This window comes from Labrys monachus (assembly GCF_030814655.1).
Lineage (GTDB): Bacteria > Pseudomonadota > Alphaproteobacteria > Rhizobiales > Labraceae > Labrys > Labrys monacha.
In genome coordinates this window covers 1,894,468-1,920,098 of the sequence record NZ_JAUSVK010000001.1, presented here as the reverse complement: position 1 = coordinate 1,920,098, position 25,631 = coordinate 1,894,468, and the positions used below count along the sequence as shown (strand labels likewise).

Below are 25,631 nucleotides of genomic sequence, written 5' to 3'. Positions count from 1 at the left end.
TATCGGATTTGAAACCATCAGCCTTCGACCAGCTCGGCGGGCAGGCGGAACTGGATGCGCTCTTCCCGGCCGGCGAGGGTGGAGACGTCGATATCGCGCCATTCGGCCAGGCGGTCGATGACGCGCTCGATCAGCACTTCGGGAGCCGAGGCGCCCGCCGTCAGGCCGACGCTGCGGGCGTTGCGGATCCATTCCCGGTCGAGCTTGCTCTCGTCGGCGATGAGGTAGCTGGGAATGCCGCATTCCTCGCCGATCTCGCGCAGCCGGTTCGAATTGGAGCTGTTGCTCGACCCCACCACCAGGATCACGTCGGCGCTCTTGGCGAGTTCGCGCACCGCCCATTGCCTGTTCTGCGTGGCATAGCAGATGTCGCGCGTATCCGGCCCGGTGACGTTGCTGAAGCGCCGCTCGAGCGCGACGATGATGGCACGGGTGTCGTCGATGCTCAACGTCGTCTGCGTCACATAGGCGAGCGGGGTATCGAGCGCGAGCGGAAGCGCCGCGACGTCGGCCACGGTCTGCACCAGATGCACCTCGCCGGACATGCGGCCCATGGTGCCGACGACTTCCGGATGGCCGGCATGCCCGATGAGAATGACGACGCGCCCCTGTGCGGCATAACGCCGGCCCTGGTTGTGCACCTTGGCGACGAGCGGGCAGGTCGCGTCCAGCACCGGCAGGCCGCGCCCGCGTGCTTCGTCCTCGACGACTTGGGCCACGCCATGCGCGCTGAAGATCGTTATCGCGCCCGGCGGAATGTCGTCGAGATTCTCGACGAACCGGGCGCCCTTTGCCTCGAGACTCTCGACGACATGGCGGTTGTGGACGATTTCATGCCTGACATAGACCGGAGCGCCATATCTCTCGAGAGCGAGTTCGACGATTTCGATCGCGCGGATGACACCGGCGCAGAACCCGCGAGGCATAGCGAGAATGACCTTCATCGACAACAGCCTACCATCCAAATCTATATATCAAACTAGCAATTGCGCGTCCGACAGTCCAACCAAATTGCCGAGGCTCCGGGGGCGCCTGCTGGGGTCTCCCCAGGCGACGGTCCGGTCGCCGCGCTTGACATGGCGCGATCCGCTCCCCCCTTGTGGGTCCATATGAAGCAGCGAGTCAATACAATATGGTCGCGCCGCGCTCGTCGGCGGCCCCTGCAGCTCCCGAGCTGGCCCAATTCCCGATCCAATCCTGGGAGAAACGAATAGAAATGGTGGAAGCCTTCGTTCTTCGCGTCGTCCAGGCCTGCATCCGGCATGCCTTCGCTACCCTGGCCTTGGCTCTCCTCGTCTTTCTTGCCGCCGCCGGCTACACGGCCACCCATTTCGAGATCAACACCAATTCCGGCGACCTGATCTCGCCCAACGTCGAATGGCGCCGCCACGAGGCGGCGTTCAATGCCGCCTTTCCGAACCTGATCGCCGACGACGTCGTCGTGGTCGACGCCCGGACGGCGGACCAGGCCGACGCCGCCGCGGCGGCGCTGGCGAAACGGCTCGCCGAGGCGCCGAAGGCGATCCGGGTCGTCCGCCAAACCGGCGGCGGCGCCTTCTTCGTGCGCAACGGACTGCTCTTCCTGCCGCAGGAGAAGGTGAACCGCGTGGTCGCCACGCTCATGCGCGCGCAGGCCTTCCTGGCGCCCCTGGCCGCGGATCCCAGCCTGCGCGGCCTCGGCCAGATGCTGGCGGGCATCGGCGGCGGCCTGGCGGCCGGCCAGATCTCGCCCGACGCCCTCGACCCGCGCCCGCTGGCGGCCATCGCGGCGACCCTGGAGGACGTGCTCGCCGGCCGCCCCGCCTCCTTCGCCTGGAACGGCATGGTCGACAGCGGCGGCGAGACGCGCAGCACGCGCCGCCTGCTCCTCGTGCGGCCCGTCCTCGACTTCGGCGATCTCCAGCCCGGGCACCTCGCCGCCGACGCGATCCGGAGCGCGGCCAGGGAACTCGGCCTCACGCCCGCGAACGGCGTCACCGTGCGGCTGACGGGCGACGTGCCGATGGCGGACGAGGAGTTCGGCACCCTGGCGGAAGGAGCCGGGCTGAACGGCGCCCTCACCATGCTGGCCGTGCTCGTCATCCTCTGGCTCGCGCTGCGGTCGGGGCGGATCATCCTCGCCGTGGTGATCAGCCTCTTCGTCGGCCTCGCGGCCACCGCCGCGCTCGGCCTGCTGATGGTCGGCGCCTTCAACCTGATCTCCGTCGCCTTCGCCGTGCTCTTCGTCGGGCTCGGCGTCGATTTCGGCATCCAGTTCAGCGTGCGCTATCGTGAGCAGCGCCACCGGGAGGACGACCTGGCGGCCGCGCTGCAGCAGACGGCGCTGAAGGCCGGGCGGCCCCTCGCTTTGGCTGCCGTCGCGGTCGCCGCCGGCTTCTACTCCTTCCTGCCGACATCCTATCGCGGGCTGTCCGAGCTCGGGCTCATCGCCGGCAGCGGCATGATCGTGGCCTTCATCACCAGCATCACGGTGCTGCCCGCCCTGATCCGCCTTCTCAAGCCGGCGGGCGAGCGCGAGCCCGTCGGCTTCCTCTTCCTGGCTCCGGTCGACCGCTTCACCGCACGCCATCGCTATCCGATCCTGATCGTCACGCTGCTGGTGGTGGCAGCCGGCCTTCCCCTGCTCTGGCATGTCCGGTTCGATTTCAATCCGATCCATCTGCGCAGCGCGGCGGTGGAATCCGTCTCGACCTTCATCGACCTGACCAAGGCCCCCGACACCAGCCCGGCGACGATCCATATCCTGCGGCCCTCGCTGCAGAGCGCGCAGGACACGGCCCAGGCGCTCGACCGCCTGCCCGAGGTCGGAAGAACGCTGACGCTCGCCTCCTTCATCCCGGACCACCAGGCTGAGAAGCTTGCCGCCATCGCCACCGCCAAGGCGGCGCTGGCGCCAGTGCTGGCGGCGAGGCCGGCGGTGGCGCCCCCTTCGGACGAGGAGGTCGTCGCCTCCCTCCGGCAGGCCGCCCAGGCCTTCGACGGCATCGCGCGCACCGATCACGACCTGCGGCTCGCCGGGCTCGCCGGCGCCCTCAAGCGGCTGGCCGATGCGCCGCCGGAAACCCGTGGGCGCGCCCAGACGGCCCTGTTCGCGACCTTTCCGGCCATGCTCGCCCAGTTGAAGGAGAGCCTTGAGGCTTCGCCCGTGACGCTGGACGATCTCCCGGCCGACCTGCGGGGCGACTGGACCACGCCGGACGGAGGCGCCGCGGTGGAGGTGTTCGCGCGCGGCGATTCCAACGACAATGCGGTGCTGCGCCAGTTCGCCACTGCGGTGCGTGCGGTCGCGCCGGATGCGACGGGCTATCCGGTGACGATCCAGGACGCGAGCGAGACCGTGGTGCGCGCCTTCCTGCAGGCGGGCGCCCTGGCGCTGGCCAGCATCACCGTCCTGCTCATCCTCGTGCTGAAGCGCATCACCGACGTGCTGCTCACGTTGATCCCCCTGCTGCTGGCCGGCGTAGTGACGCTGGAGCTGACGGTGCTGCTCGACCTGCCGCTCAACTTCGCCAACATCATCGCCCTGCCGCTGCTGCTCGGGGTCGGCGTCGCCTTCAAGGTCTATTTCGTCATGGCCTGGCGCTCGGGCGAACGCAACCTCCTGGCGTCGAGCCTGACGAGGGCGGTCCTCTTCAGCGCCGCCACCACCGCCGCCGCCTTCGGAAGCCTGTGGTTCTCGCATCATCCCGGCACGTCCAGCATGGGCGAGCTGCTCGCCTTGTCGCTCGCCTGCACGCTCGCCGCAGCGGTGCTGTTCCAGCCGATCCTGATGGGCCCCCCGCGCAAGGCGGAGGCCCCCGAATAGTCAGGCGAGATCGGCGAAGCCGCACAGGCGCAGGCCCGCGCCGGCGGCGAGCAGGCGGGTTTCCGGCGCCGTCAGCCCGGCGAGCTCCTCGGCGTAGCGATAGCCGGGGGCGGCGCCGGGGAAGCCGCCGGACGTCGCCGGATGGGTGTAGATCTCGGTGACCTGCGGCCCGGCCCTCGGGACGAGGGCGCGGATGCGCTCGCCCGTCATCGCGCCGGTCCAGGCGAGCCCGAAGACCCGTTCCGGCACGATCAGCCCGCGGCGCCGGGCCCGGTAGCCGAGGAGGCGGCTCCACGGCGCCATCACCGCCGCCGTTCCCCCTCCCCCGCCGCCGTCGATGGCGCGGATCACCGCCGCCGGCTCCAGCGGCACGCGGAGGGCGCGCATGCCGTATCGCGGACCGATGGCGAGGACGAGCGCGGCAACGGTCGGATGCAGGTGGTAGTGCTTGTGGGCATTGACGTGGTCGAGCGGCAGGCCCGTCGCCCGGAACGCCTCGAACTGGGCCGCGATCTCGGCGGCCAGCTGCCGCCGCACGCTCGGCCTCAGGAACATGCCGGCGCCGGTCCGCACGAGGTCGCGGCGGAACAGGCCCTGCGCATCGACGAGATCCGGAACGGCGGAGGGCGCCAGCACCGGCCTGTCTTCGAGCAGGACGAGGTGGAGGCCGACCCTGAGCGAGGGCAGGCGCCGGGCGATCGCGACCGCCTCTCCGGCCCCCGCCGCGCCGACCATCAGGCTCGCCGCCGTGAGGATACCGCTGCGATGAGCGGCTTCGACCGCCTCGTTCACCTCATGCGCCAGGCCGAAATCATCGGCGGTGACGATCAGGGCCGGGCGGGAGGAAGCGGGCATGGGGGTGGTCCGGGCTGAGGAGGCCTGGGCCTCGGAAAAGTAGGGGTCGTCACCGAACGGACCCTGGTCTCCCGCGAGAACCGACGCCTCGCCCGTGGGCACAGGATTTGCAGGAAATGGCGCAATTTCTTCTTCTCCCGAGTGGGAGAAGGTGGCGCGAAGCGCCGGATGAGGGTCTCACGTCCGACGATTCAAGCGCAATTAGCGAGGCGCCAGGGTTGAAGTTTAGACCCTCATCCCCCTGCCGGGACCTTCTCCCATTCGGGAGAAGGCGGCTGACCGTCCTATCTTCGCGCTGATAGACATTCAGGATGCCGCCTTGTGGGCCGCGTCCTGCCGTTCGCGCAGGAAATGGAAGAATTCCACGCCCTCGCGCAGCCGGCGCTTCATCATCTCGGGGCTGCGGACCATTTCGCCGACGATCGAGGCGATCTTGCCGGCGCGGAAATAGAACTGCCGGTAGAAGGTCTCCACGGAATCGAAGATCTCCGCATGGCTCAGGCCCGGATAATGCAGCGGCGCGATCTGCACGCCGTGCTCGTCGACGAGTTCGGCATTGGCATCGTCGAGCCATCCCTCCTCGATCGCCTGCTTGTAGAGGAAGGTGCCGGGATAGGGCGCGGCGAGCGAGACCTGGATGGTATGCGGATTGATGCGCTTGGCGAAGCGGATCGTCTCCTCGATCGTCTCCTTGCTCTCCCCCGGCAGGCCCATGATGAAGGTGCCGTGGATGGTGACGCCGAGCTCGTGGCAATCCTTGGTGAAGCGCTCGGCGACGTCGATGCGCATACCCTTCTTGATGTTGTGCAGGATCTGCTGGTTGCCGGACTCGTAGCCGACGAGCAGCAGCCTCAGCCCGCTGTCGCGCATCACCTTGAGCGCTTCGCGCGGCACGTTGGCCTTGGCATTGCAGGACCAGGTGACGCCGAGCCGGCCGAGCCCCCTGGCGATCTCCATGGCGCGCGGCAGGTCGTCGGTGAAGGTGTCGTCGTCGAAGAAGAATTCCTTCACTTCGGGAAACGCCTTCTGGGCCCAGGCGATCTCCTCGAGCACATGGCCGACGCTGCGCGTGCGATAGCGGTGGCCGCCCACCGTCTGCGGCCACAGGCAGAAGGTGCAGCGCGACTTGCAACCCCGTCCCGTATAGAGCGAGATGTAGGGATGCTTCAGATAGCCGACGAAGTAGTTCTTGATCGTGAGGTCGCGCTTGTAGATCGGCGTGACGAAGGGCAGCGAATCCATCTGCTCGATCATCGCCCGGTCGGCATTGTGAACGATCGTTCCCTCCCGGTCGCGGAAGGACAGGCCGCGGATCGCCTTCCAGTCCATGCCGTCGGCGACGTCCTTGATGGTGAAGTCGAACTCGTTGCGGGCGACGAAATCGACCACCGGCGCGGCCGCGAGGCTGCCGGCCGCGTCGACCGCGACCTTGGCGCCGATCAGGCCGGCCTTGAGGTTTGGATTGGCCGCCTTCAGCGCCTCGATCGTCTTCACGTCCGACTTGAAGGACGGCGTCGAGGTGTGCAGCACCGCGAGGTCGAAATTGCGGGCCTGGGCCGTCACCTCCGCCAGAGAGGTGCGATGCGGTGGCGCATCGATCAGCTTGCTGCCTTCGATCAGGGCCGCGGGCTGGGCGAGCCAGGTCGGATACCAGAAGGAGGCGATCTCGCGCCGCGCCTGGTAGCGCGAGCCCGCGCCGCCGTCGAAGCCGTCGAAGGAAGGTGCCTGAAGAAACAAAGTGCGCATATTCATTCGCTTTCACGCCGTGCGGCCATGGTGCCGTCCGCCTCGACCAGGAAATGGCTGCCTCTCCAGCTGACGCCGCTGGGAAAGAAACTGGCCAGATAGACGTAGAACGACAGACAGTCGCGCAGCGGCAACAGCCAGAACGGAGCCTGCAACAGTCTAAACCGTCGTGCCACGCTCAACAACAGGAGAGATCGGCAGGCCAGGGCCGCGACGAGGAGGAGGCCGGCGTGCCATGATCCGCCCAGCAGGAGGGCCAGGATGGCGAGCGGGACCGGATGCGTCAGGCCGGTGCCGGCAAAGCCGATCCGGTTCAGGCCGGCCACGGTCTTGGCCCAGCGCATCTCATGGCTCATCATCTCCCCGAACGTCGCGTCATTGCTCATATGCGTGACGACGAAGGGGGTCACCGCGACATCGAGCCCCAGCCGCCGCACGGCGTCGCCGATCGCATAGTCGTCAGCGAGGATGTCAGCGAAAGCCTGGAAGCCGCCGATCCGTTCCAGCACCTTGCGCCGGAGGGCGATGGTCGCGCCGAAACAGGGCTCCGCCAGGCCGCATGCCATGCCGACGACGACGCCGGGCAGGAAATGGCTGTCGACCGCAAGGCCGGACAGGCCGGACCACGGCCCCTCGAAAGGCGCCGAACGATAGGCGCAGGTCACCGCGCCGACCCCCGGCCGCCCGAGAGCGGCGACCACCTGGGACAGGTAGTCGGGCTCGACGCGAATATCGCTGTCGGCGAGCACCAGGATGTCGGCCTTCGCCGCCGACATCATGTTGACGAGGTTGGAAACCTTCGGATTGGAGCCGTAGCGCCGGCTGTCGACGACGAGGGCGATGTCATGGTCCGGATGGGTCCGGACGATGTCCTCGACGACGGCGATCGCCGGATCCAGCGGATCCTGCACGCCGAAGACGATCTGCACCGGACCGCCATAGTCCTGGTCGAGGAAGGACGCCAGATTGGCGGCAAGACCGGGCTCGGCTCCGTGCAGGGGTTTGAGGATGGTCAGGGGCGTGTCGCCCGCGGCCACCGCCCTCCCTTGTCCGTAACGCGCCACGAGAAAAGCCGCCGCGACCCAGTAGATGCAGCCCGCAGCCGCAAGCGCGGCGAAGATCAGTTCAAGTCCGTACCCCATGACGGCCCCGCGCCCTGCAGCATGATCCGGGATAGCCCCAGCCTTGTGAATAGGATCCCATGTGGAAAACAACCAGGGGCATGATCCCAAATGTCGCAGACTTTTCGGCGGTTTCGCCAGGAAATCGACAGGCGGCGAATCGGATCGCGACCGCCCCCGTCACGTCCCGCCGGGCTTCCGCGCCGTGCGGACCTCGACCCCCTGCCAGACCATGAGGCCGAGAATGCCGAGCACGATGTCCGGCGCACGCTTCAGCAGGCCGACAGCCAGCGCCACCTGCGGCGAAAGGCCGTAGGCGGCACCGAGCGCGATGATCGCGCCTTCCTGGATGCCGATGCCGCCCGGCACGACGAACAGGGCGGCGCGGGCGGCGTGGGACAGGCTTTCGATCACCAGCGCCTCCTCGAAATCGACCGGCTGCCCGAGGAATTGCAGCCCGATCCAGACCTCCAGCGCCCCGAAGACCCAGATCGCCATGTGAATGGCTGCGGCCACGAGAAGCCGCGACGGCGAGCGATGAACGGCCTGGAGGCCGGCCGCGAGACCGACGACGCCGCCCGGCACCGGCCAGCCCCTGTTCGTCGCCACCGCCACGATGCGCTTTTCGATCCACTCGGCGCCGCCGCCGCGCTGGGCGGCGACAAATCCGAGCACGCCGGCGGTAAACAGAAGGAGGCCGCAGCCCATCCAGAAGCTCAGGTCGCTGTCTCCGGCCTTGAGGACGAAGAAGAGCAGGCCGAGCAGGCAGAACACCAGCTGCGTCGAGACCTGCACCAGCATGTCGGCGAGGACGCTCGCCGTCGCCGTCGCGCCCGGCACGCCGAATTTCGCCAGCAGCCTGGCGCCGATGATCTCGCCGCCGACCTGCGCGACCGGCAGCAGCACGTCGATGGCCTCGCGGACCCAGCGCAGCAGCGGACAGATCCACCACGACACCCGCGCCACCACGACGCTGCGCCAGGCGACGCCTGAGAACAGGATCTGGGCAAGGCGGACGAGAATGATGAGAGCGACGCCCCAGCCTGCGCTCGCGACTGCCAGCATGACGCCGCCGGCACCCCAGTACAGGGTGAGCCCGACCAGCAGCGCCACGCCGAACAGGGTGGCGAGATGGAAGCGTTTCAGGCTCGGCAGGGTCACGGAACGCACGTCATGGACCACCGGAATATCCTCGCTAGGGCTGGGCAAGGGAGTTGGCAGGAGCGTTGGAGAGGGCGGAAACGAAAGGCAGAATGGCCAGTCCGGAACGGAGGTCCATGAAGGCCGCTGATATAGGACGGAGCGAGCGCGGTGGCCACGGCTTTCGCGCGCCGCGGTCCTTCGCCGCGATTCCAGCGGGCCGCCGGCCGCCCGCCAACGCCGGAACAGCCGGCCGTCGACCGCAGGTGCAAGGCCCATACGCGCTGATGTTAGGTACTGAAGCGCAACGTTGGCCGCCTCCCTCCTCCTTGTGGGGAGGAAATAGAAGGGTGGGGGTCGAGACAGCAGGCTCGTGTCGAGCAAGATGATCCCGCCCCCCCTTAACCCCCAAAGCAATTCCGCGGGAAATGCCAAGCCCACAGGGGGGGGAAGGGAGGCCGATTTGCCGAGCCAATGCCGCCGGAGGGTACCTCCCGAGATGACCGCCGCTATGCCGCCGTGCTGCGAAAAGCTGGGATCGCGGAGTTCCAGGCGCCGGGACGGGCGGCTCCTCGCGGTGGGGCGTTCGGAGCCACTGACACCCGGATGCCTGCCCTTTTCCGACCCGCCGTCAGGGATAGCCCGCCAGCAGAACGGCGGCCATCGCCTCCCGGATCTGCGAAGACACCAGGCTGACCGAGCGGCCCATCTCCTCGAGCGAGACCACCTCGTCGATACGATCGGACAGGCTCGCCATTTCCTGCCTGGAGAACATCGCGTAGAGGACCTCGGTGGCCTTCGCCAGGCCGAGCAGCAGGGTGTCGCGCGGGTCCGGCACCTCGCCGCTGTACAGCACCGCCGTCAGCCGGGCCTTCGCCTCGCGGCCTTCCAGCCCCGAGACCTGCGGGTAGGCGCGGCGCGAGAACACCCAGAGGAACTTGCGCTGCTCCTCGCGCAGCACGCCGGCGCTCACCAGCCGCCGGAGGATCCAGTTGACATAGTCGACCGGGCGATTGGCCAGGCGCTCGATCCACCAGGCACTCGGATGCTGTTCGGGTTCCGACTTGATGATGTCCAGGGTCGAATCCAGCAGCTCGTCGCCGACCGGGGTGGCATCCACCAGGAAGAGGGAATGAAGATCCGTGTCGATGCGGCCGAGCAGCGCGAGTTCCATCAGGATGCCGCCGACGATGGCGACCGGCGCAACCGCGACGCATTCCGACTTGAGCTCGCCGGAGGCGTCATCCAGCATCAGGACGACGATTTCGTCCGCGAGCGTGAGATATTTGATGTCGGTCATGTTCTAGGCCCCGAGCTTTTCACGCGCTTCGGCGTCGCTGGCGGCAATCGGAATGATCTTGTCGAAGCCCGCGACGGAAAAGATCTCCGCCACTCCCGCCTGGAGACCGAAGATGGCGATGCCGCCCCCGAGGGACTTCGCCTTCTTCGCGGCCCGCACAAAGGCCCTCAGCCCGGCCGACGACACGTAGTTCACCTCCCGCAGATCGAAAACCAGGCGGTGCCTGCCCTCTCCGAACGCGGCGTCCACGGCGGTGTCGATAGCCGGGCTGGTGGATGCATCGATACGGCCCGTCACCTGAAGGTGCGTTGTATTCTCATCGATGCTGCTGACGATATTCATGGTTTCCCTGCACCCCGAGGCCATGGCCCTCGATCTTATATCGGCCATTTTTCCGCCTTACTTTGGGTAGTGTGCGCAGGGGCGCCGGATGCTGTCAAGCCGCGCGGCCGGTATTCCCGGGAGATATCGGCCCCGCTTCGGCGATGCCCGGGCGCCGATCATGCCTCCGGGCGGGCGGCGCCGGGAGGCCGGGGCCCGCCTTCCGCCCTCTCCTCAATGCTGCATCTGCATGTTCATCAATGCGCCCGTCGGCATCATGTTGGCGTCGAGGTTCGCCATGATCCACAGCGAGCCGGCCACCACCAGCGCCACGATGAGCACGCCGAAGGCAAGGGCCAGCACATTGTTGGTGTTGTCCGGCCCGGTGGACAAATGCAGGAAGAAGACGAGGTGCACGCCCATCTGCGCGACCGCCAGCACGGCGAGGCCGATCGGCACGCCCGGCGCCCACAGCGCGGAGGTCGAGGCCGCCCAGAACGAGGTCGCGGTGAGCAGCGTCGCCAGAGCGAGGCCGACGATATAGGTCAGCAGGCCGGAGAGCGTCTCCCCGCCCCTTTCGCCGGAGATCGTTTCGTCGCCCGGGGCTCGGTCGTGCCGTGTCGGCTCCATCATCGGCCTCCCATCAGATAGACGATCGTGAACAGCGCGACCCAGATGATGTCGAGCGCGTGCCAGAACAGGCCGAAGCAGAGCAGCCGCCGCAGCACGAACGGCCGGAAGCCCTTCGCCGCGACCTGGGCCATCATCACCACGAGCCACAGCAGGCCCATGGCGACGTGCAGCCCGTGGCAGCCGACGAGGGTGAAGAAGGCCGAGAGGAAGGCGCTGCGCTCGGGCGTCGCCCCCCTGGCGATCATGTCGGCGAATTCCCGCAGTTCCAGCGCCAGGAACGCCACGCCGAGCCCGAAGGTGACGAGCGCGCCGAGATAGGTGGCGAGGCGATGGCGCGCGGCGACGCCGAGCGACATCATCCCGCAGGCGAAGCTCGACAGCAGCAGGCAGCCGGTTTCGATCGCCACATTGGTGCGGTCGAAGAGCTGCGCGCCGGTCGGCCCGCCGGCGGTCGCCTTGGCGAGCACGGCATAGGTGGCGAAGATCGCCGAGAACATCACGATGTCGCTGAGGAGGAAGATCCAGAAGCCGTAGCCGGCGATGATGCGCTTGGGCGCAGGACCGTCCTCGCTCGAATGCGGCCGCATGCCATGGGAGCCGTAGCCGCCGTCACGGGCGATCGCGTCGGTTGCGGTCATCGGGCGATCTCCGTTCGGTGTGCCCGGTCGCGGCGGGCGACGTCCTCGGCCGTGATTTCGGTCTCGGCCTCGTCGCGCCAGGCGAAGGCGAGCACGGTGATGAAGGCCCCGAGGAGGCCGAGCACGACCATCCACCAGATGTGCCAGATCAGGGCGAAGCCGGTGACGACCGCGAAGAAGGCGGTGACGAAGCCCATCGGACTGTTCAGCGGCATCTCGATCGGCGCGTAGTCGATCGCTCCGCCCGGCGCCCCCCGTGCACCCTGCGCCTTCTGCTTCATGCGCCAATAGGCGTCCTCGCCCTCGACATGCGGCAGCACGGCGAAATTCCAGCTCGGCGGCGGCGACGGCGTCGACCATTCGAGCGTCCGCCCGTTCCACGGGTCGCCCGTGAGGTCGCGCCGTTCGGCGCGGGTGCGGATGGAGACGACGAGCTGGACGATGATGCAGACGATGCCGGCGAGGATGACGACGGCGCCCAGCGCCGCGACGACCAGCCAGGGTTGCCAGTCCCTGTCCCAGTAATGCTGCATGCGGCGGGTCATGCCCATCAGGCCCAGCACATAGAGCGGCATGAAGGCGAGATAGAAGCCCACCAGCCAGCACCAGAAGGCGGCCTTGCCCCATCTTTCGTCGAGGGTGAAGCCGAATGCCTTGGGGAACCAATAGGTGTAGCCGGCAAAGGCGCCGAACACGACGCCGCCGATGATGACGTTATGGAAATGGGCGATCAGGAACAGGCTGTTGTGCAGCACGAAGTCGGCCGGCGGCACCGCCAGCAGCACGCCCGTCATGCCGCCGATGACGAAGGTGACCATGAAGCCCACGGCCCACATCATCGGCACGCCGAAGCGCACGCGGCCGCCATACATGGTGAAGAGCCAGTTGAACACCTTCACCCCCGTCGGCACCGCGATGATCATCGTCATCACGCCGAAGAAGCCGTTGACGTCGGCCCCCGCCCCCATGGTGAAGAAATGGTGCAGCCAGACGATGAAGGAGAGGATGCAGATCGCCATCGTCGCCGCGACCATCGAGCGATAGCCGAACAGCGGCTTGCCGGAGAAGGTCGCGATCACCTCGGAGAAGACGCCGAAGGCCGGCAGGATCAGGATGTAGACTTCCGGATGGCCCCAGGCCCAGATCAGGTTGATATACATCATCGGGTTGCCGCCGCCGTCGACCGTGAAGAAATGAAAGCCGAGATAGCGGTCGAGCAGCAGCATCGCGAAGGTCGCGGTGAGGATCGGGAAGGCGGCGACGATGAGGAGGTTGGAGGCGAGCGAGGTCCAGCAGAACACCGGCATGCGCATATAGCCCATGCCGGGCGCCCGCATCTTCAGGATGGTGGTGACGAGGTTGATGCCGGACAGCAGCGTGCCGACCCCGGAGATCTGCAGCGCCCACAGATAATAGTCGACACCGACCCCCGGCGAGAAGCGCAGCTCGCTCAAGGGCGGATAGGCGAGCCAGCCCGTACGCGCGAATTCGCCGATCACCAGGGACATGTTGACCAGCAGCACGCCGGAGGCGGTCAGCCACAGGCTCACCGAATTGAGGGTCGGGAAGGCGACGTCGCGCACGCCGAGCTGGAGCGGCACCGCGAAATTCATCAGGCCGATCATGAACGGCATCGCCATGAAGAAGATCATGATGGTGCCGTGGGCGGAGAAGACCTGGTCGAAATGCTCGGGCGGCAAATAGCCCTGCGCGCCGCCGGCCGCCAGGGCCTGCTGCGTCCGCATCATGATCGCATCCGTGAAGCCGCGCAGCAGCATGACGAGCGCCAGCACGCAATACATCACGCCGATGCGCTTGTGATCGACCGAGGTCAGCCATTCCCGCCACAGATAGGGCCAATGGCCCTTCAGCGTCAGCCAGGCGAGGATGGCGGCAACCGCAAGGATCATCAGCCCCGAGGCGATCAGGTCGATGGGCTCGTGGATCGGGATCGCGCTCCAGCTCAGCTTGCCGAGCATGTCAGTCCTCCACCTGCAGGCGTGCCTGGCGCGCCGGGGCTCGGCACAGGCGGGACGATCCGGAAGCGGCTTGCCTCGAGCCTGTGTGGTCCAGGTCACCCCTGGCCGGGCCGGCCCGGGCGGCATCCCCGGCATCGAGGGGCGCCGCGCCGGCGCTGACGATGCGCTGGAACAGGTCGGGCGCGACGCCGCCATACGTCGTCGGCGCCACCGCCCCGCTCGGCTTTGCCAGGCCGGCATAGGCCTCGGCATCGAGCGTCGGTCCCTTGCCGCGGACGTCCGCCACCCATTCCTCGAACCGGTCCTGCGGCACGGCATCGACGTCGAAATGCATGTCGGAAAAGCCGTCGCCGCTGAATTGCGCGGAAAGCCCGAAATAGCGGCCGGGCCGGTCGGCCTGCAGGTTGAGCCGCGTCACCATATTGGCCATGGTATAGATCTGGCTGCCGAGCTGCGGCACGAAGAAGCTGTTCATCACGCCGCTCGATGTCAGCCGGAAGCTGATCGGCGTCATGGCGGGAACCGTCAGCTCGTTGACGCTGGCAATGCCCTGCTCGGGATAGATGAACAGCCATTTCCAGTCGAGCGAGACGACCTCGACCGTCACCGCCTTGGTCTGCGAGGCGATCGGGCGGGACGGGTCGAGGTCATGGGATCCGATCCAGCCGATGCCGCCGAGCAGCAGCACCGTCATGGCGGGGATCGCCCAGACCACCATCTCGATCTGGCCGGAATATTGCCAGTCCGGCAGGTGGCGGGCCCGGCTGTTCGAGGCCCGGAACCACCATGCCACGGCCAGCGTGGCGACGATGGTCGGGATCACGATCGCCAGCATGATGCCGAGCGAATTGAACAGGATGGTCTCGCTGGCCAGGGCGATCGGCCCCTGGGGATCGAGCACGCCCTTCGAGCAGCCGCCGAGCAGGACGGCGGGAACGACGAATACGGGCCTCGCGGCCCGGCGGACAGGATGGCCGCGGAGCGTGACCGTCTCCGCGCCGGCGACATGTCTGGCCATCACCTTTTCCCCGGGCAGTTCGCGAAAGCCGGAACGCGGATCGCGGCAAGCCGGTGCCCCCGACGGCCGCGCGCCGCGCAAGCGGTCAAGGCGCGAACCCGGCTTCCGGTTCCCGAGGAAATCGCAGGGAGCGGAAAAATGGCGCGCGGCGGCGCGGCGGCCCGCCGATCCGGACACCGCCACGGGCGACGCCCGTTCCGCAGCCGCAGGGAAACCGACCGTGCATTCTTCGTCGATTGGGATCATGATTGAGTCGTTCGGCATCATCACCGCCTCGGATTTGCGCCTAAGCTTCCGTGATGAAATTTCGGGCTTCGGCCCCATCTCCCGCGAAAGATATCCCCGACATGAACGGCGCCGACATCATCGCAGAGCTGCTGAAACGTGAGGGCGTCGAATATCTGACCTGCTTTCCGCACAGCGAGATCATCGATTCCGCCTCCGCCGTCGGCATCCGCCCGATCCTCGCCCGCACCGAGCGGGGCGCCGTCCACATCGCCGACGGCTATGCCCGCATGACGGGCGGCCGCAAGATGATCGCGGCGACGATGCAATACGGCCCCGGGGTCGAGAACGCCTTCGGCGCCGTCGCCCAGGCCTATGGCGACAACGTGCCGGTCCTCTGCCTGCCGACCGGCTATGCCCGCGACCGGCAGGGCATCGCGCCTAACTTCCAGGCCAGCACCGCCTTCCGGCCGGTGTCGAAATGGTCGGAATGCATCAATTCCACCGCGCGCATTCCCCAGGTCATGCATCACGCCTTCTCGCAGCTGCGCAACGGCAAGGCCGGGCCCGTCCTCATCGAGACGCCGACCGATGTGCTGGTCGAGAAGACGGACGCCGATTTCGACGATTATGTCAGCATGCCGCGCTCCGCGCCGCAGGCCGACCCGGAGGATGTCGAGCGCCTCGTCGCCCGACTGCTCGCCGCGAAGTCGCCCGTCATCCTCGCCGGCCAGGGCATCTTCTACGCCAAGGCCTGCGGCGAACTCCTGGAGCTCGCCGAAGCGCTGCAGATCCCGGTGATGACGACGCTCAACGGCAAGAGCGCCTTTCCGGAGAACCACCCGCTGGCGCTCGGCGCCGCCGCTTCGGCCCGCCCCTGGACGGTCGATCATTTCCTCGCGCGGGCCGACCTCGTGCTCGGTCTCGGCACCAGCTTCACCCAGTCCGACTACATCGCGCCGATCCCGGCCGGCAAGGCGCTGCTGCAGGTCGTGCACAGCGAGGCCGACATCGGCAAGGACTACCGCATCGCCATGGCGGTGATCGGCGACGTCAAGGCGGTGATCCGGCAGATTATCGCCTCAGCGACGCCGCAGGCGGGGGATGCGCGGGAGCGAGGCGCCGCGCTCGCCGCCGAAATCCGCGACGTCCGGGCGCAGTTCATCACCGCCTGGCTGCCGCTGCTGACCTCGGAGGAGGAGCCGATCAACCCCTATCGCGTCGTCTGGGAACTCAACGGCCTCGTCGACAAGAACGCCACCGTCGTCACCCATGATGCCGGCAGCCCGCGCGACCAGACGCTGCCCTTCTACGAGGCGGTGGTGCCGCACGGCTATATGGGCTGGGGCAAGACGACCCAGCTCGGTCTCGGCATGCCGCTGATGATGGGCGCCAAGCTCGCCCGGCCGGACTGGCTCTGCGTCAACATCATGGGCGACGCCGCCTTCGGCATGATCGGCACCGAATTCGAGACGGCGGCGCGCTGCCGGCTGCCGATCTTCACCATCGTCCTCAAGAACAGCGTGATGGGCGGCTATACCGGCTATCTGCCGATCGCCTCGGACAAGCACGACATCCATGTGCTGACGGGCGATTATGCCGGCGTGGCGCGCGCGCTCGGCGGCCATGCCGAGGAAGTGACCCAGCCCGGCGATCTCAGGGCCGCCATGGCACGCTGCATCGAGCATACCAGGAACGGACGTCCCGCCCTGCTGCAGGTGATCACGCGGGAGGAGACCCGGTTCTCCAAGGGGCGGCTCGGCGTCACCCCGACGAGCTACCGGCAATAGAGCGGCGAGGAAGAGGAACGGACGAGGGTTCAAGCGACGGGATCGCCGGCAGAAGGCCAAAGGCCCGCGGCGATGCCGAAAAAATCATCCAGAAGGGGATCCATGAGCATGAAGGACGATCTCGACAAGGCCCGATCGCGCTATGCGATCGATCGGCGCCGCTTCCTCGTCGGCGCCGCCGGCCTCGGCCTGTCCGCAGGCATCGTCGGCGCGACCGGGAGCAGCGCTGCCGCCGACACGCCCAAGCGCGGCGGCAATCTGCGCGTCGCCATCCTCGGCGGCGGCTCGGCCGACACGCTGGACGCCAATTCCAACGTGACGCAACCCGACACCGCTCGGGTGCTCGGCCTGTACGAGCCGCTGCGGCGCGTGCGCCATGGCGGCAAACTGGAGAACATCCTCGCCGAATCCATGGAATCGAACGCGGCCGGCACCGAATGGACCATCCGCCTGCGCAAGGGCGTCACCTTCCACGACGGCAAGCCGCTCAAGGCCGAGGACGTCGCCTTCACCCTGCGCCGCGTCACCGATCCGGCGGCGCCGCTCGTCGGCGCGCCCGAGCTCGGCCCGATGGACCGCGACAGCTTCAAGGTCCTCGACGACCTCACCCTGCGGGTGACGATGCATTCGCCCTTCGCCATCTTCGACGAGGCGGTGGCCGACGACATCAATCTCGGCATCGTGCCCGTCGGCTATGATCCCAAGAAACCGGTCGGCACCAACGCCTTCAAGTTCGAGAGCTTCACGCCCGGCCAGCAGAGCGTCTTTTCGCGCTATGACGGCTATTGGGGCGAGAAGGCCTATCTCGACACCGTCACCATCATCGATTCCTTCGCCAGCGACACCGCCGCCTTCAACGCGCTGCAGGGCGGCGAGATCGACGCCTTCGCCGCCGCCCCGCTCGCCCTCGCCAAGCAGGTGCAGGACGGCGGCCTGATCAAGCTGCTGGTCTCCCAAGTCGGCCAGTGGACGCCCTTCACCATGCGCGTCGACCAGCCGCCCTTCGACAATCCCGACGTGCGCAAGGCCTTCCGCCTCCTCGTCGACCGCCAGCAGATCATCAAGATCGCGCTCAGCGGCTATGCCGAACCGGGCAACGACGTGTTCTCGCTGTGGGACGATGCCCCCAAGACCTTTCATCGCGGCCGCGACGTCGAGCAGGCGAAGGCTCTCCTGAAGAAGGCCGGCCAGGAGAACCTCACCGTCGAACTCGTGACCGCCGACATCGCCAACGGCGTGGTCGCCTCCGCCCAGATCTTCGCGCGCCAGGCCAAGGACGCCGGCGTGACCGTCAACGTCAGGCAGGTCACGCCGGAGGTCTTCTTCGGCGACCAATACCTCAAATGGCCCTTCGCCCAGGACTTCTGGACGCTCAAGCCCTATCTGCCGCAGGTCGCCCTCTGCCTGCTGCCGACCTCGCCCTACAACGAGACGCATTGGGGCGGCGACAAGGCCTATATCGATCTCTACCAGCAGGCGCTGTCGACCATCGACCCGGTCAAGCGGGCCGTCATCGTCAGGCAGCTCCAGACGATCGACTTCGAGCAGGGAGGCTATATCATCCCCTCCCACAACCGGATCATCGACCTCGTGGCGCAGAACGTGAACGGGCTGAGTCCCGGCACGCTTCTTGCCCTCGGCGACTATGATTTCGCCAAGATCTGGCTGAGCTGACCTTTCCGTCTTCCCGGGGCGGCGGCACGGCCGTCCACCGCCCCGGTCCGATTCAGGCAGGTTCAGATGCCGGCACGTTCGAAATTCTCCTCCCCCGTGGTCGGGCTCGTCGTCAGGCGGCTCGCCCTCGGCCTCTTCACGCTCTTCCTGGTCTCCATCCTCGTCTTCCTGGCGACGGAAGTGCTGCCGGGCGATGCCGCGCGCGTCGTGCTCGGCCGGGCCGCCAACGCCAAGAGCCTCGAGGCGCTGCGCGAGCAGCTCCATCTCAACGCGCCCGTGCTGCAGCGCTACGGCTGGTGGCTGGCGGATCTGTGCTCCGGCAGCTTCGGCATCTCCCTGGTCAACGGCCAGGCGGTGTCGGCGATCGTGGCGCCGCGCATCCTCGATTCGGCCTTCCTGCTCGGCCTCGCCGGCCTGATCGGCGTGCCGCTCTCGATCGCCGCCGGCATCTTCGCCGCCTTCCGGCGCGGCCGCCGCATCGACGGCGTGCTGTCGATCCTGACGCTCATCCTCGCCGCTCTCCCCGAATTCGTGGTCGGCATCGGCCTCATCGTGCTGCTGGCGACCGTGGTGGTGCAGTGGTTCCCGCCGGTGTCGATGATCCCGCCGGGGGCCTCGATCCTGTCGCGCCCGCGCATCCTCGTCCTGCCGGTGCTGACGCTCGTGCTCGTCACCTTTCCCTATATCTTCCGCATGATGCGGGCGACGATGATCGAGGTGCTCGACAGCGACTACATGGAGATGGCCGCGCTGAAGGGCCTGCCGCGCTGGCGCCTCACGCTCGTCCATGCCCTGCCCAACGCCGTCGCGCCGACGGTCCAGGTGGTGGCGCTGACCTTCGCCTATCTCGCCGGCGGCACGGTGATGATCGAATATGTCTTCGGCTATCCCGGCCTCGGCCAGGGCCTGATGAACGCCATCCAGGCGCGCGACATCCCGGTGATCCAGCTCATCGTGCTGCTGCTCGCCGCCTTCTACGTCCTCCTGAACCTGGCGGCCGACATCGCCGCCATCCTGGTGACGCCGCGCCTCAGGGTCGGCGCCTGGCAGAGGGCATGAGCATGGCCATGGCCCTGTCGAGCAGGAAATCCGGCGCAGCCGCAGACGTGGAAGCGGAGCGCGAAGGCACCAAGGCCCTTGCCGCGCCGCCCCGCCGCCGCGGCATGTTCGCCCATGGCAGCGCGATCTGGGGCGCGGCGTTGACGGCCCTGGTGCTGCTCCTCGTCGCCGCGGGGCCGTTCGTCGCGCCCAATTCGCCGATCGACTTCATCGGCGAGCCCTTCGAAGGCCCCTCCTCCTACGCCTGGCTCGGCACCGATGCCGTCGGGCGCGACGTGCTGTCGCGCGTGCTGTGCGGCGGCGGCGTCATCCTCTCCCTCTCCGCGCTCGCCACGATCCTCGGCGTGGCGGCGGGCGGGCTGCTCGGCATCTGCGCGGGCTATCTCAAGGGCCTCACCGACGACGTCACCATGCGCCTGCTCGACGTGCTGCTGGCCTTTCCGCAGACCATCCTGGCGCTGCTCTTCGTCAGCGTGCTCGGCTCGAGCTTCTGGCTGATCGCCATCCTCGTCGCCGCCATTCATGCGCCGCAGGTCGCCCGCGTCATCCGCGCCGCCACGCTACGCGTCGCCGGCGAGGACTTCGTGAAGTTCGCGCGCGGCATCGGCATGCCGCAGCCCCGCATCATGGCGATGGAGATCCTGCCCAACGTGCTGGTGCCGTTCCTGGTCGAAGGCGGGCTGCGCTTCACCTATTCGATCGCCCTCATCGCCGGGCTGAGCTTCCTCGGCCTCGCCCAGGAGCCGCCGGCCGCCAATTGGGGCCTGATGGTCAACGAGAACCGCATCGGCCTCTTGCAGAACCCCTGGCCGGTTCTGGCGCCGATCATCCTCATCGCCATCCTCACCGTCGGCGTGAACCTCCTCACCGACGCCTATGCCCGCCATGCCGCCGGCTCGAACGGCATGGCGCGCGATCCCCAGGAGGACGACGGCGTCGACCGGCTGCCGGCCGCCGGCACGGAAGGGCCCTTGCCATGATCGCCGCCGACACGCTCCCGCGCCCCGGCGCAGATCCAGCGATCGCGGTCGGCGGCCTACGCATCGTCACCGCCGACGGTGCCCGCAGGGTGGTCGACGACGCCTCCTTCGAGATCGCGCCCGGCGAGATCCTCGGCGTCGTCGGCGAATCCGGCTCGGGCAAGACGACGCTCGGCCTCGCCCTCCTGCGCCATTGCCGGCGCGGCCTCGCCATCGACGCTGGCGTGATCCGCATCGGCGGCAACGACCTGCGCCGCGAGGACGAGGACGGCCTGCGCCGGCTGCGCGGCCGCCATGTCTGCTACGTGCCGCAGGACCCGGCGACGGCTCTCAACCCAGCCCTGCGCATCCGCACCCAGCTCGCCGAATGCTTCGGTACGGCTGTCGGCGAGGCCGCCCTGCTCGACCTCCTCGACGAGGTGAAGCTGCCGCGGCGGCCCGATTTCCTCGATGCCTTCCCGCATCAGCTCTCAGGCGGCCAGCTGCAGCGCGTCGCCATCGCCATGGCCTTCGCCAATCGCCCGCGCCTGATCGTCATGGACGAGCCGACCACCGGCCTCGACGTCACCACCCAGGCGCATGTGCTCGACACCGTCCGGCGCCTGTGCGCCCACCACCATGTCGCGGCGGTCTATGTCAGCCACGACATCGCGGTCGTCGCCGCCATCGCCGACCGCGTCGCCGTGGTCTATGCGGGGCGCATCGTCGAGATCGGCCCGACCGAACGGGTGCTGCACGCCCCCTCCCACCCCTATACCCGCGCCCTGATCCGCGCCGTGCCCGACCTCGACGACGACAGGGCGGTGACCGGCATTCCGGGCCGGGCGCCGGATCGCGGCGCCGAGGACGACCGCTGCTCCTTCGCGCCGCGCTGCGTGCTGGCGGTGGAGGCCTGCCGCCGCACCGTGCCGCCGCCGGTCGCCGTTTCCCCGTCACACGAGGTACGCTGCCTGCGCAGCGCCGACCGGGAGAGCGAGAAGGCCCGCCCCCTCATCGCCATGCAGCCGGCCGCCTCGCCCCGCAGCGTCGTCCTGGAGGCGAAGGATCTCAAGGCCTTCTACGCCAGGGCCGAGATCCTCCACGGCCTGACCTTCGAGATCGGCGCCGGCGAATGCGTCGGGCTGGTCGGCGAATCCGGCTCGGGCAAGACCACGCTGGCCCGCTGCCTCGCCGGCCTCCACGACGAGACGGCCGGCGCCATGACCTTCGCCGGCGAGGCGCTTCCCGCCGGTGCCCTGCGGCGCAGCCGCGAGACGCGGCGGCGCATCCAGTACATCTTCCAGAACCCCTACGGCTCGCTCAATCCGCGCCGCCCGATCGGCGCCTCGATCGGCCTGGCGCTCCGCCAGTTCGTGCAGCTGCCGTCGCGCGACAGGCGCCGCAGGGTCCTCGCGGCGCTGGACCAGGTCTCGCTGCCGGCCTCCGCCATCGACCGCTATCCGCACGAATTGTCCGGCGGCCAGCGGCAGCGCGCAGCGATCGCCCGCGCCCTCGTCGCCGAGCCGGACGTCCTCGTCTGCGACGAGATCACCTCGGCGCTCGACGTGTCGGTCCAGGCCGTCATCACCGAATTGCTGTCCGATCTGCAGCGCGAGCGCGGCCTCACCTTGCTGTTCGTCACCCACAATCTGGCCGTCGTCCGCGGCATCGCCCAGCGCATCTTCGTGATGCAGAGCGGACGCATCGTCGAGAGCGGCAGCACGGCCGAGGTGCTCGGCCATCCCGTCGCCGCGGAGACGCGGCGCATGATGCGCGACGCGCCGCGCTTCTCGCACCCTTCGCGGGCGGCGGAGCCGGCGCCATGAGCTTCGACCTGTGCATCCGCAACGGCACCGTCGTCACCGCCGCCGAACGCTTCGCCGGCGATATCGGCATCCGCGACGGCCGGATCGCCGCCATGGGGCGCGACTTGCCGCGGGCCGAGCGCGACATCGACGCCAGCGGCCTGCTGGCGCTGCCCGGCGGCGTCGACACGCATTGCCATATCGAGGAGCCGGCCTATGCGGGCGCCCTGCTCGCCGACGACTTCGAATCCGCCACCCTTGCCGCGGCCTGCGGCGGCACGACGACGATCATGCCCTTCGTCAACCGGCTGGCCGGCGCGAGCCTCAGGGAATCGGCGGAGGATTATGCCGGCCGGGCCCGGGCGCGTGCGCGCATCGACTACGCCTTCCACGTCATTCTCGGCCAGGACTCCGCCGGCGGCATCGGCCAGGACCTGCCGGCCCTGATGGAGGACGGCTACCTCTCGGTGAAGGTGTTCATGAACTATGCGGGATATATGCTCGACGACGAGCATATCCTCGAGGTGATGGCGACGACGCGCCGCCACGGCGGCGTGACCATGGTGCATGCCGAGAACGGCCATTGCGTGCATTGGCTCTCCGACCGGCTCGAACGCCGCGAGCGTCCCCGCCTATCCGCCTTCGCCGCGACCTCGCCGCCCGCGGTGGAGCGCGAGGCCACGCACCGCGCCATCACGCTGGCCGAGCTCAGCGGCGCACGCACGCTGATCGTGCACGTCTCCGCCGCCGATGCGGTCGAGCAGATCCGCTGGGCGCATGCCCGCGGCATTTCCGTGCTGGCCGAAACCTGCCCGCAATATCTCGTCCGCACGGTCGAGGAACTCGACAGGCCCGGCTGGGAGGCGGCGAAATATCTGTGCTCGCCGCCGCTGCGCCATGCGGGCGACGCCGCCCAGCTGTGGAACAGCCTCGCCAACGGCACCTTCCAGCTGGTCTCCTCCGATCACAGCCCCTATCGTTTCGAGGGGGCGACCGGCAAGCGCAGCGCCGGTCCCGAACCGCATTTCCGGCATGTGCCGCCGGGCCTGCCCGGCCTCGAGACGCGGCTGACGCTGCTGTTCAGCGAGGGTGTCCAGGCCGGCCGCATCACCCTCGAGCAGTTCGTCGCGCTGACGGCGACCAATCCCGCCAGGATCTACGGCCTTCATCCCCGCAAGGGCAGCCTGATGCCGGGCGCCGATGCCGATATCGTGCTGTGGGACGCGCAGGCCCGCGGCATCATCCGCCACGCCGAGCTCCACGACGCCTGCGACTACAGCCCCTATGAAGGGCAGGCGGTGCACGGGCTGCCGGTGATGACATTCTCGCGCGGCGAATGCCTGTGGGATCGGGGCCGTGTCGCCGGCGCCGCCGGCCGCGGTGCGCCCGTGGCTCGGACGAAGGCGGCATGAAGGCGCCCGGGACCCTCCGCCGCCAGGGGACGGCGCTGCGGCCGCCGCTCGCGCCGCCGGCCGGCCCGTCGCGCCATCGTCCGCCCGCCAACATGCCCCTGCGCAGCATCGGCTTCTACCTGGCGCCGCAATTCTCGATGATCAGCCTGATGTGCACGATCGAGCCGCTGCGCATCGCCAACGAGTTGCTCGGCCAGTCCCTGTTCACCTGGGAGCTGATCTCCAAGGACGGCAACCGCGTGCCGGCGGTCAACGGCCTCGACCTGCCGGTGCACCGCGCCATCGCCGATTGCGAGCGCTTCGATGCGCTGGCGGTCTGCGCCAGCTACGACCTGCCGGGCGCCTGCGACCCCCATATTCTCGCCTGGCTGCGCCTGATGGAACGGCGCGGCGTGCGCATCGGCGCCGTCGACACCGGCAGCCATGTCCTCGCCAAGGCGGGGCTGCTGACCGGCTATCGCTGCACCATCCACTGGCAGAACCTCGAAGCCTTCGAACGGGACTTTCCGGAGCTCAACGCCACCTCCAACCTCTACGAGATCGACGGCAACCGCTTCACCTGCGGCGGCGCCACCGCCGCCCTCGACATGATGCTGCACCTGATCGCCATCGAATATGGCGCGCGGCTCTCGCTCCAGGTCTCCGAGCAGCTGATCTATGCCCGCCTGCGGCAGGATCACGACAACCAGCGCAGCTCGGTGGCGCAACGCCTCCAGGTCCATGACGCCAAGCTCTCGGCCGTCCTCGCCGAGATGGAGAACAACATCGAGGTGCCGCTCGCCATCGGCGCCTTCGCCGGCCGCGCCGGCATCACGCTGCGCCAGCTCGAAAGGCTGTTCGAGCAGCATTTCGGCACCTCGCCGAGCCGCTATTACGCCGACCTGCGCCTCACCCGCGCCCGCTCGCTGCTCAAGCAGACCAGCATGCCGGTGCTCGACGTGGCGCTGACCTGCGGCTTTCCGAGCTACGCCCATTTCTCCCGCTCCTACACCCGCCTGTTCGGCCAGTCGCCGACCAGGGAGCGCAAGGGCCCGTTCCGTGGGGCAAGGGCATGAGGGAGGACTTCAACGAAGAACGCCGACGAAGCGTCGGCGGGCCGATCGCGATGTCGTTCGCAAGGAGGAATGCGTTCGCCGGGAAGAAGAGGAGCGGCGCTGCGAAGGGGCATCCGCCGTCGCGCTTCGACGGATCGGCAGCGAGACGGCGGCTCGCGGGGTTGTCCGCGACATCGGGGTCCCCTCTCCCCGCATGCGGGGAGAGGATAGAGGTGAGGGGCTGCGCCGCCCCCTCAGAACGTGCCGGGATAGCTGCCGCCGTCGAGGAAGATGTTCTGGCGGGTGATGTAGCCGGCATTGGTGCCGCACAGGAAGGCGCAGACCATGCCGAGCTCGTCCGGCCTGCCGAAGCGGCCCGAGCTTTCACCCTCGCGCCACTCCTCCAGCACGTCGTCGGGGCTCTGCCCCACCTTGGCCGAACCGGCTGCATTGTCGCGCAGCCGGTCGGTGGCGAAGGAGCCCGGCAGGATGTTGTTGATGGTCACATTGTGCCGGGAGATGTCGCGGGCGAGACCGGCGACGAAGCCGGTGAGGCCGCTGCGGGCGCCGTTCGACAGGCCGAGATAGGAGATCGGCGCCTTCACGGAGACCGAGGTGATGTTGACGATGCGGCCGAAGCGGCGGCCGATCATGCCGTCGAGCGTCGCCTTGATCAGCTCGATCGGCGCCAGCATGTTGGCGTCGATCGCCGCCAGCCATTGCTCGCGGGTGAAGTCGCGGAAGTCGCCGGCCGGCGGGCCGCCCGCATTGTTGACGAGGATGTCGGGCTGCGGGCAGGCGGCGAGCAGCCTCTCGCGGCCTTCCACCGTCGCCACGTCGGCGACGACCGGGGTCACGGTCACGCCCGTGGCGGCGCGGATCTCCGCCGCCGTGCGCTCGAGCGTCTCCGGCGTGACGCCGTTGATCACGAGTTCGACGCCCTCCTGCGCCAGCGCCAGCGCGCAGCCCTTGCCGAGTCCCCGGCTGGACGCGCAGACGATGGCCTTCTTTCCCTTAAGTCCCAGATCCATGTTCGATCCTCCATTTCGAATAACACCGCGCCCACTCATACTAAAATTTCTTCACTGTCAATACAAACTCCGTGAATTCATCTCTA

21 protein-coding genes are annotated in these 25,631 nt (G+C 68.3%); 9 read left to right on the top strand and 12 right to left on the bottom strand.

The features are described from left to right. Window positions 1-17: 17 nt before the first annotated feature. A complete protein-coding gene (ispH, locus tag J3R73_RS08690; protein WP_307425119.1) occupies window positions 18-944 on the bottom strand; it encodes a 4-hydroxy-3-methylbut-2-enyl diphosphate reductase in 927 nt (308 codons plus the stop codon). A 272-nt stretch (window positions 945-1,216) separates the two neighbouring features. Between ispH and hpnN the strand changes: the two genes are divergently transcribed. Next, the gene (hpnN, locus tag J3R73_RS08685; protein WP_307425116.1) at window positions 1,217-3,805 is read left to right on the top strand and encodes a hopanoid transporter HpnN; all 2,589 of its coding nucleotides are present in this window, start codon (window positions 1,217-1,219) and stop codon (window positions 3,803-3,805) included. Here hpnN and hpnK read toward each other — a convergent pair whose 3' ends face one another. The 10 genes from hpnK to cyoA form a co-directional block, all read right to left on the bottom strand. Further along, window positions 3,806-4,660, bottom strand: a complete 855-nt coding sequence (gene hpnK / locus J3R73_RS08680; RefSeq protein ID WP_307425114.1) for a hopanoid biosynthesis-associated protein HpnK — start codon at window positions 4,658-4,660, stop codon at window positions 3,806-3,808. A 306-nt stretch (window positions 4,661-4,966) separates the two neighbouring features. Beyond that, window positions 4,967-6,406 (bottom strand): hopanoid biosynthesis associated radical SAM protein HpnJ, encoded by a 1,440-nt coding sequence (hpnJ, locus tag J3R73_RS08675; protein ID WP_307437210.1) that lies wholly within the window; start codon window positions 6,404-6,406, stop codon window positions 4,967-4,969. Window positions 6,407-6,408: 2 nt separating this feature from the next. After that, entirely contained in the window at window positions 6,409-7,548 is a 1,140-nt protein-coding gene (hpnI, locus tag J3R73_RS08670; RefSeq protein WP_307425111.1) for a bacteriohopanetetrol glucosamine biosynthesis glycosyltransferase HpnI, read from the bottom strand. Between the two features lie 159 nt (window positions 7,549-7,707). Beyond that, on the bottom strand, window positions 7,708-8,709 hold the full coding sequence (locus J3R73_RS08665; protein ID WP_307425109.1) for a lysylphosphatidylglycerol synthase domain-containing protein: 1,002 nt from the start codon (window positions 8,707-8,709) through the stop codon (window positions 7,708-7,710). A 589-nt stretch (window positions 8,710-9,298) separates the two neighbouring features. Then, on the bottom strand, window positions 9,299-9,967 hold the full coding sequence (locus J3R73_RS08660) for a GOLPH3/VPS74 family protein (RefSeq protein WP_307425107.1): 669 nt from the start codon (window positions 9,965-9,967) through the stop codon (window positions 9,299-9,301). A 3-nt stretch (window positions 9,968-9,970) separates the two neighbouring features. After that, entirely contained in the window at window positions 9,971-10,309 is a 339-nt protein-coding gene (locus J3R73_RS08655; RefSeq protein WP_307425104.1) for an STAS domain-containing protein, read from the bottom strand. A 213-nt stretch (window positions 10,310-10,522) separates the two neighbouring features. Beyond that, complete coding sequence (gene cyoD / locus J3R73_RS08650; protein WP_307425101.1) at window positions 10,523-10,921, bottom strand: cytochrome o ubiquinol oxidase subunit IV; 399 nt, start codon at window positions 10,919-10,921, stop codon at window positions 10,523-10,525. Further along, window positions 10,918-11,508 (bottom strand): cytochrome (ubi)quinol oxidase subunit III, encoded by a 591-nt coding sequence (locus tag J3R73_RS08645; protein WP_307437208.1) that lies wholly within the window; start codon window positions 11,506-11,508, stop codon window positions 10,918-10,920. Before J3R73_RS08645 ends, cyoD begins: the two co-directional genes overlap by 4 nt. A 47-nt stretch (window positions 11,509-11,555) precedes the next feature. Continuing rightward, window positions 11,556-13,538, bottom strand: coding sequence for a cytochrome o ubiquinol oxidase subunit I (cyoB, locus tag J3R73_RS08640; RefSeq protein ID WP_307425098.1), 1,983 nt, complete (start codon window positions 13,536-13,538; stop codon window positions 11,556-11,558). Between the two features lies 1 nt (window position 13,539). Next, window positions 13,540-14,556, bottom strand: a complete 1,017-nt coding sequence (gene cyoA, locus J3R73_RS08635; protein ID WP_307425095.1) for a ubiquinol oxidase subunit II — start codon at window positions 14,554-14,556, stop codon at window positions 13,540-13,542. Between cyoA and J3R73_RS08630 the strand changes: the two genes are divergently transcribed. The 8 genes from J3R73_RS08630 (at window position 14,522) to J3R73_RS08595 (ending at window position 24,535) form a co-directional block, all read left to right on the top strand. Further along, window positions 14,522-14,944 carry a hypothetical protein gene (locus J3R73_RS08630; protein ID WP_307425092.1) on the top strand — a complete coding sequence of 141 codons (423 nt, stop codon included), beginning with the start codon at window positions 14,522-14,524 and terminating at the stop codon, window positions 14,942-14,944. The genes cyoA and J3R73_RS08630 overlap by 35 nt on opposite strands. After that, a complete protein-coding gene (locus tag J3R73_RS08625; protein ID WP_307425089.1) occupies window positions 14,904-16,571 on the top strand; it encodes a thiamine pyrophosphate-requiring protein in 1,668 nt (555 codons plus the stop codon). The genes J3R73_RS08630 and J3R73_RS08625 overlap by 41 nt, the downstream gene beginning before the upstream one ends. A 102-nt stretch (window positions 16,572-16,673) precedes the next feature. Further along, window positions 16,674-18,245, top strand: a complete 1,572-nt coding sequence (locus tag J3R73_RS08620; RefSeq protein ID WP_307425086.1) for an ABC transporter substrate-binding protein — start codon at window positions 16,674-16,676, stop codon at window positions 18,243-18,245. Between the two features lie 66 nt (window positions 18,246-18,311). Continuing rightward, window positions 18,312-19,304 carry an ABC transporter permease gene (locus tag J3R73_RS08615; RefSeq protein ID WP_307425085.1) on the top strand — a complete coding sequence of 331 codons (993 nt, stop codon included), beginning with the start codon at window positions 18,312-18,314 and terminating at the stop codon, window positions 19,302-19,304. Next, window positions 19,301-20,284 (top strand): ABC transporter permease, encoded by a 984-nt coding sequence (locus tag J3R73_RS08610; protein ID WP_307425081.1) that lies wholly within the window; start codon window positions 19,301-19,303, stop codon window positions 20,282-20,284. Before J3R73_RS08615 ends, J3R73_RS08610 begins: the two co-directional genes overlap by 4 nt. Beyond that, entirely contained in the window at window positions 20,281-22,089 is a 1,809-nt protein-coding gene (locus J3R73_RS08605; protein ID WP_307425077.1) for an ABC transporter ATP-binding protein, read from the top strand. Before J3R73_RS08610 ends, J3R73_RS08605 begins: the two co-directional genes overlap by 4 nt. Beyond that, entirely contained in the window at window positions 22,086-23,480 is a 1,395-nt protein-coding gene (gene hydA, locus J3R73_RS08600; protein WP_307425074.1) for a dihydropyrimidinase, read from the top strand. Before J3R73_RS08605 ends, hydA begins: the two co-directional genes overlap by 4 nt. After that, window positions 23,477-24,535 carry a GlxA family transcriptional regulator gene (locus J3R73_RS08595; protein WP_307425070.1) on the top strand — a complete coding sequence of 353 codons (1,059 nt, stop codon included), beginning with the start codon at window positions 23,477-23,479 and terminating at the stop codon, window positions 24,533-24,535. Before hydA ends, J3R73_RS08595 begins: the two co-directional genes overlap by 4 nt. Window positions 24,536-24,768: 233 nt before the next feature. On the opposite strand, the gene J3R73_RS08590 is transcribed toward J3R73_RS08595, so the two are convergent. Beyond that, the gene (locus tag J3R73_RS08590) at window positions 24,769-25,545 is read right to left on the bottom strand and encodes an SDR family oxidoreductase (protein ID WP_307425068.1); all 777 of its coding nucleotides are present in this window, start codon (window positions 25,543-25,545) and stop codon (window positions 24,769-24,771) included. Between the last annotated feature and the right edge of the window lie 86 nt (window positions 25,546-25,631).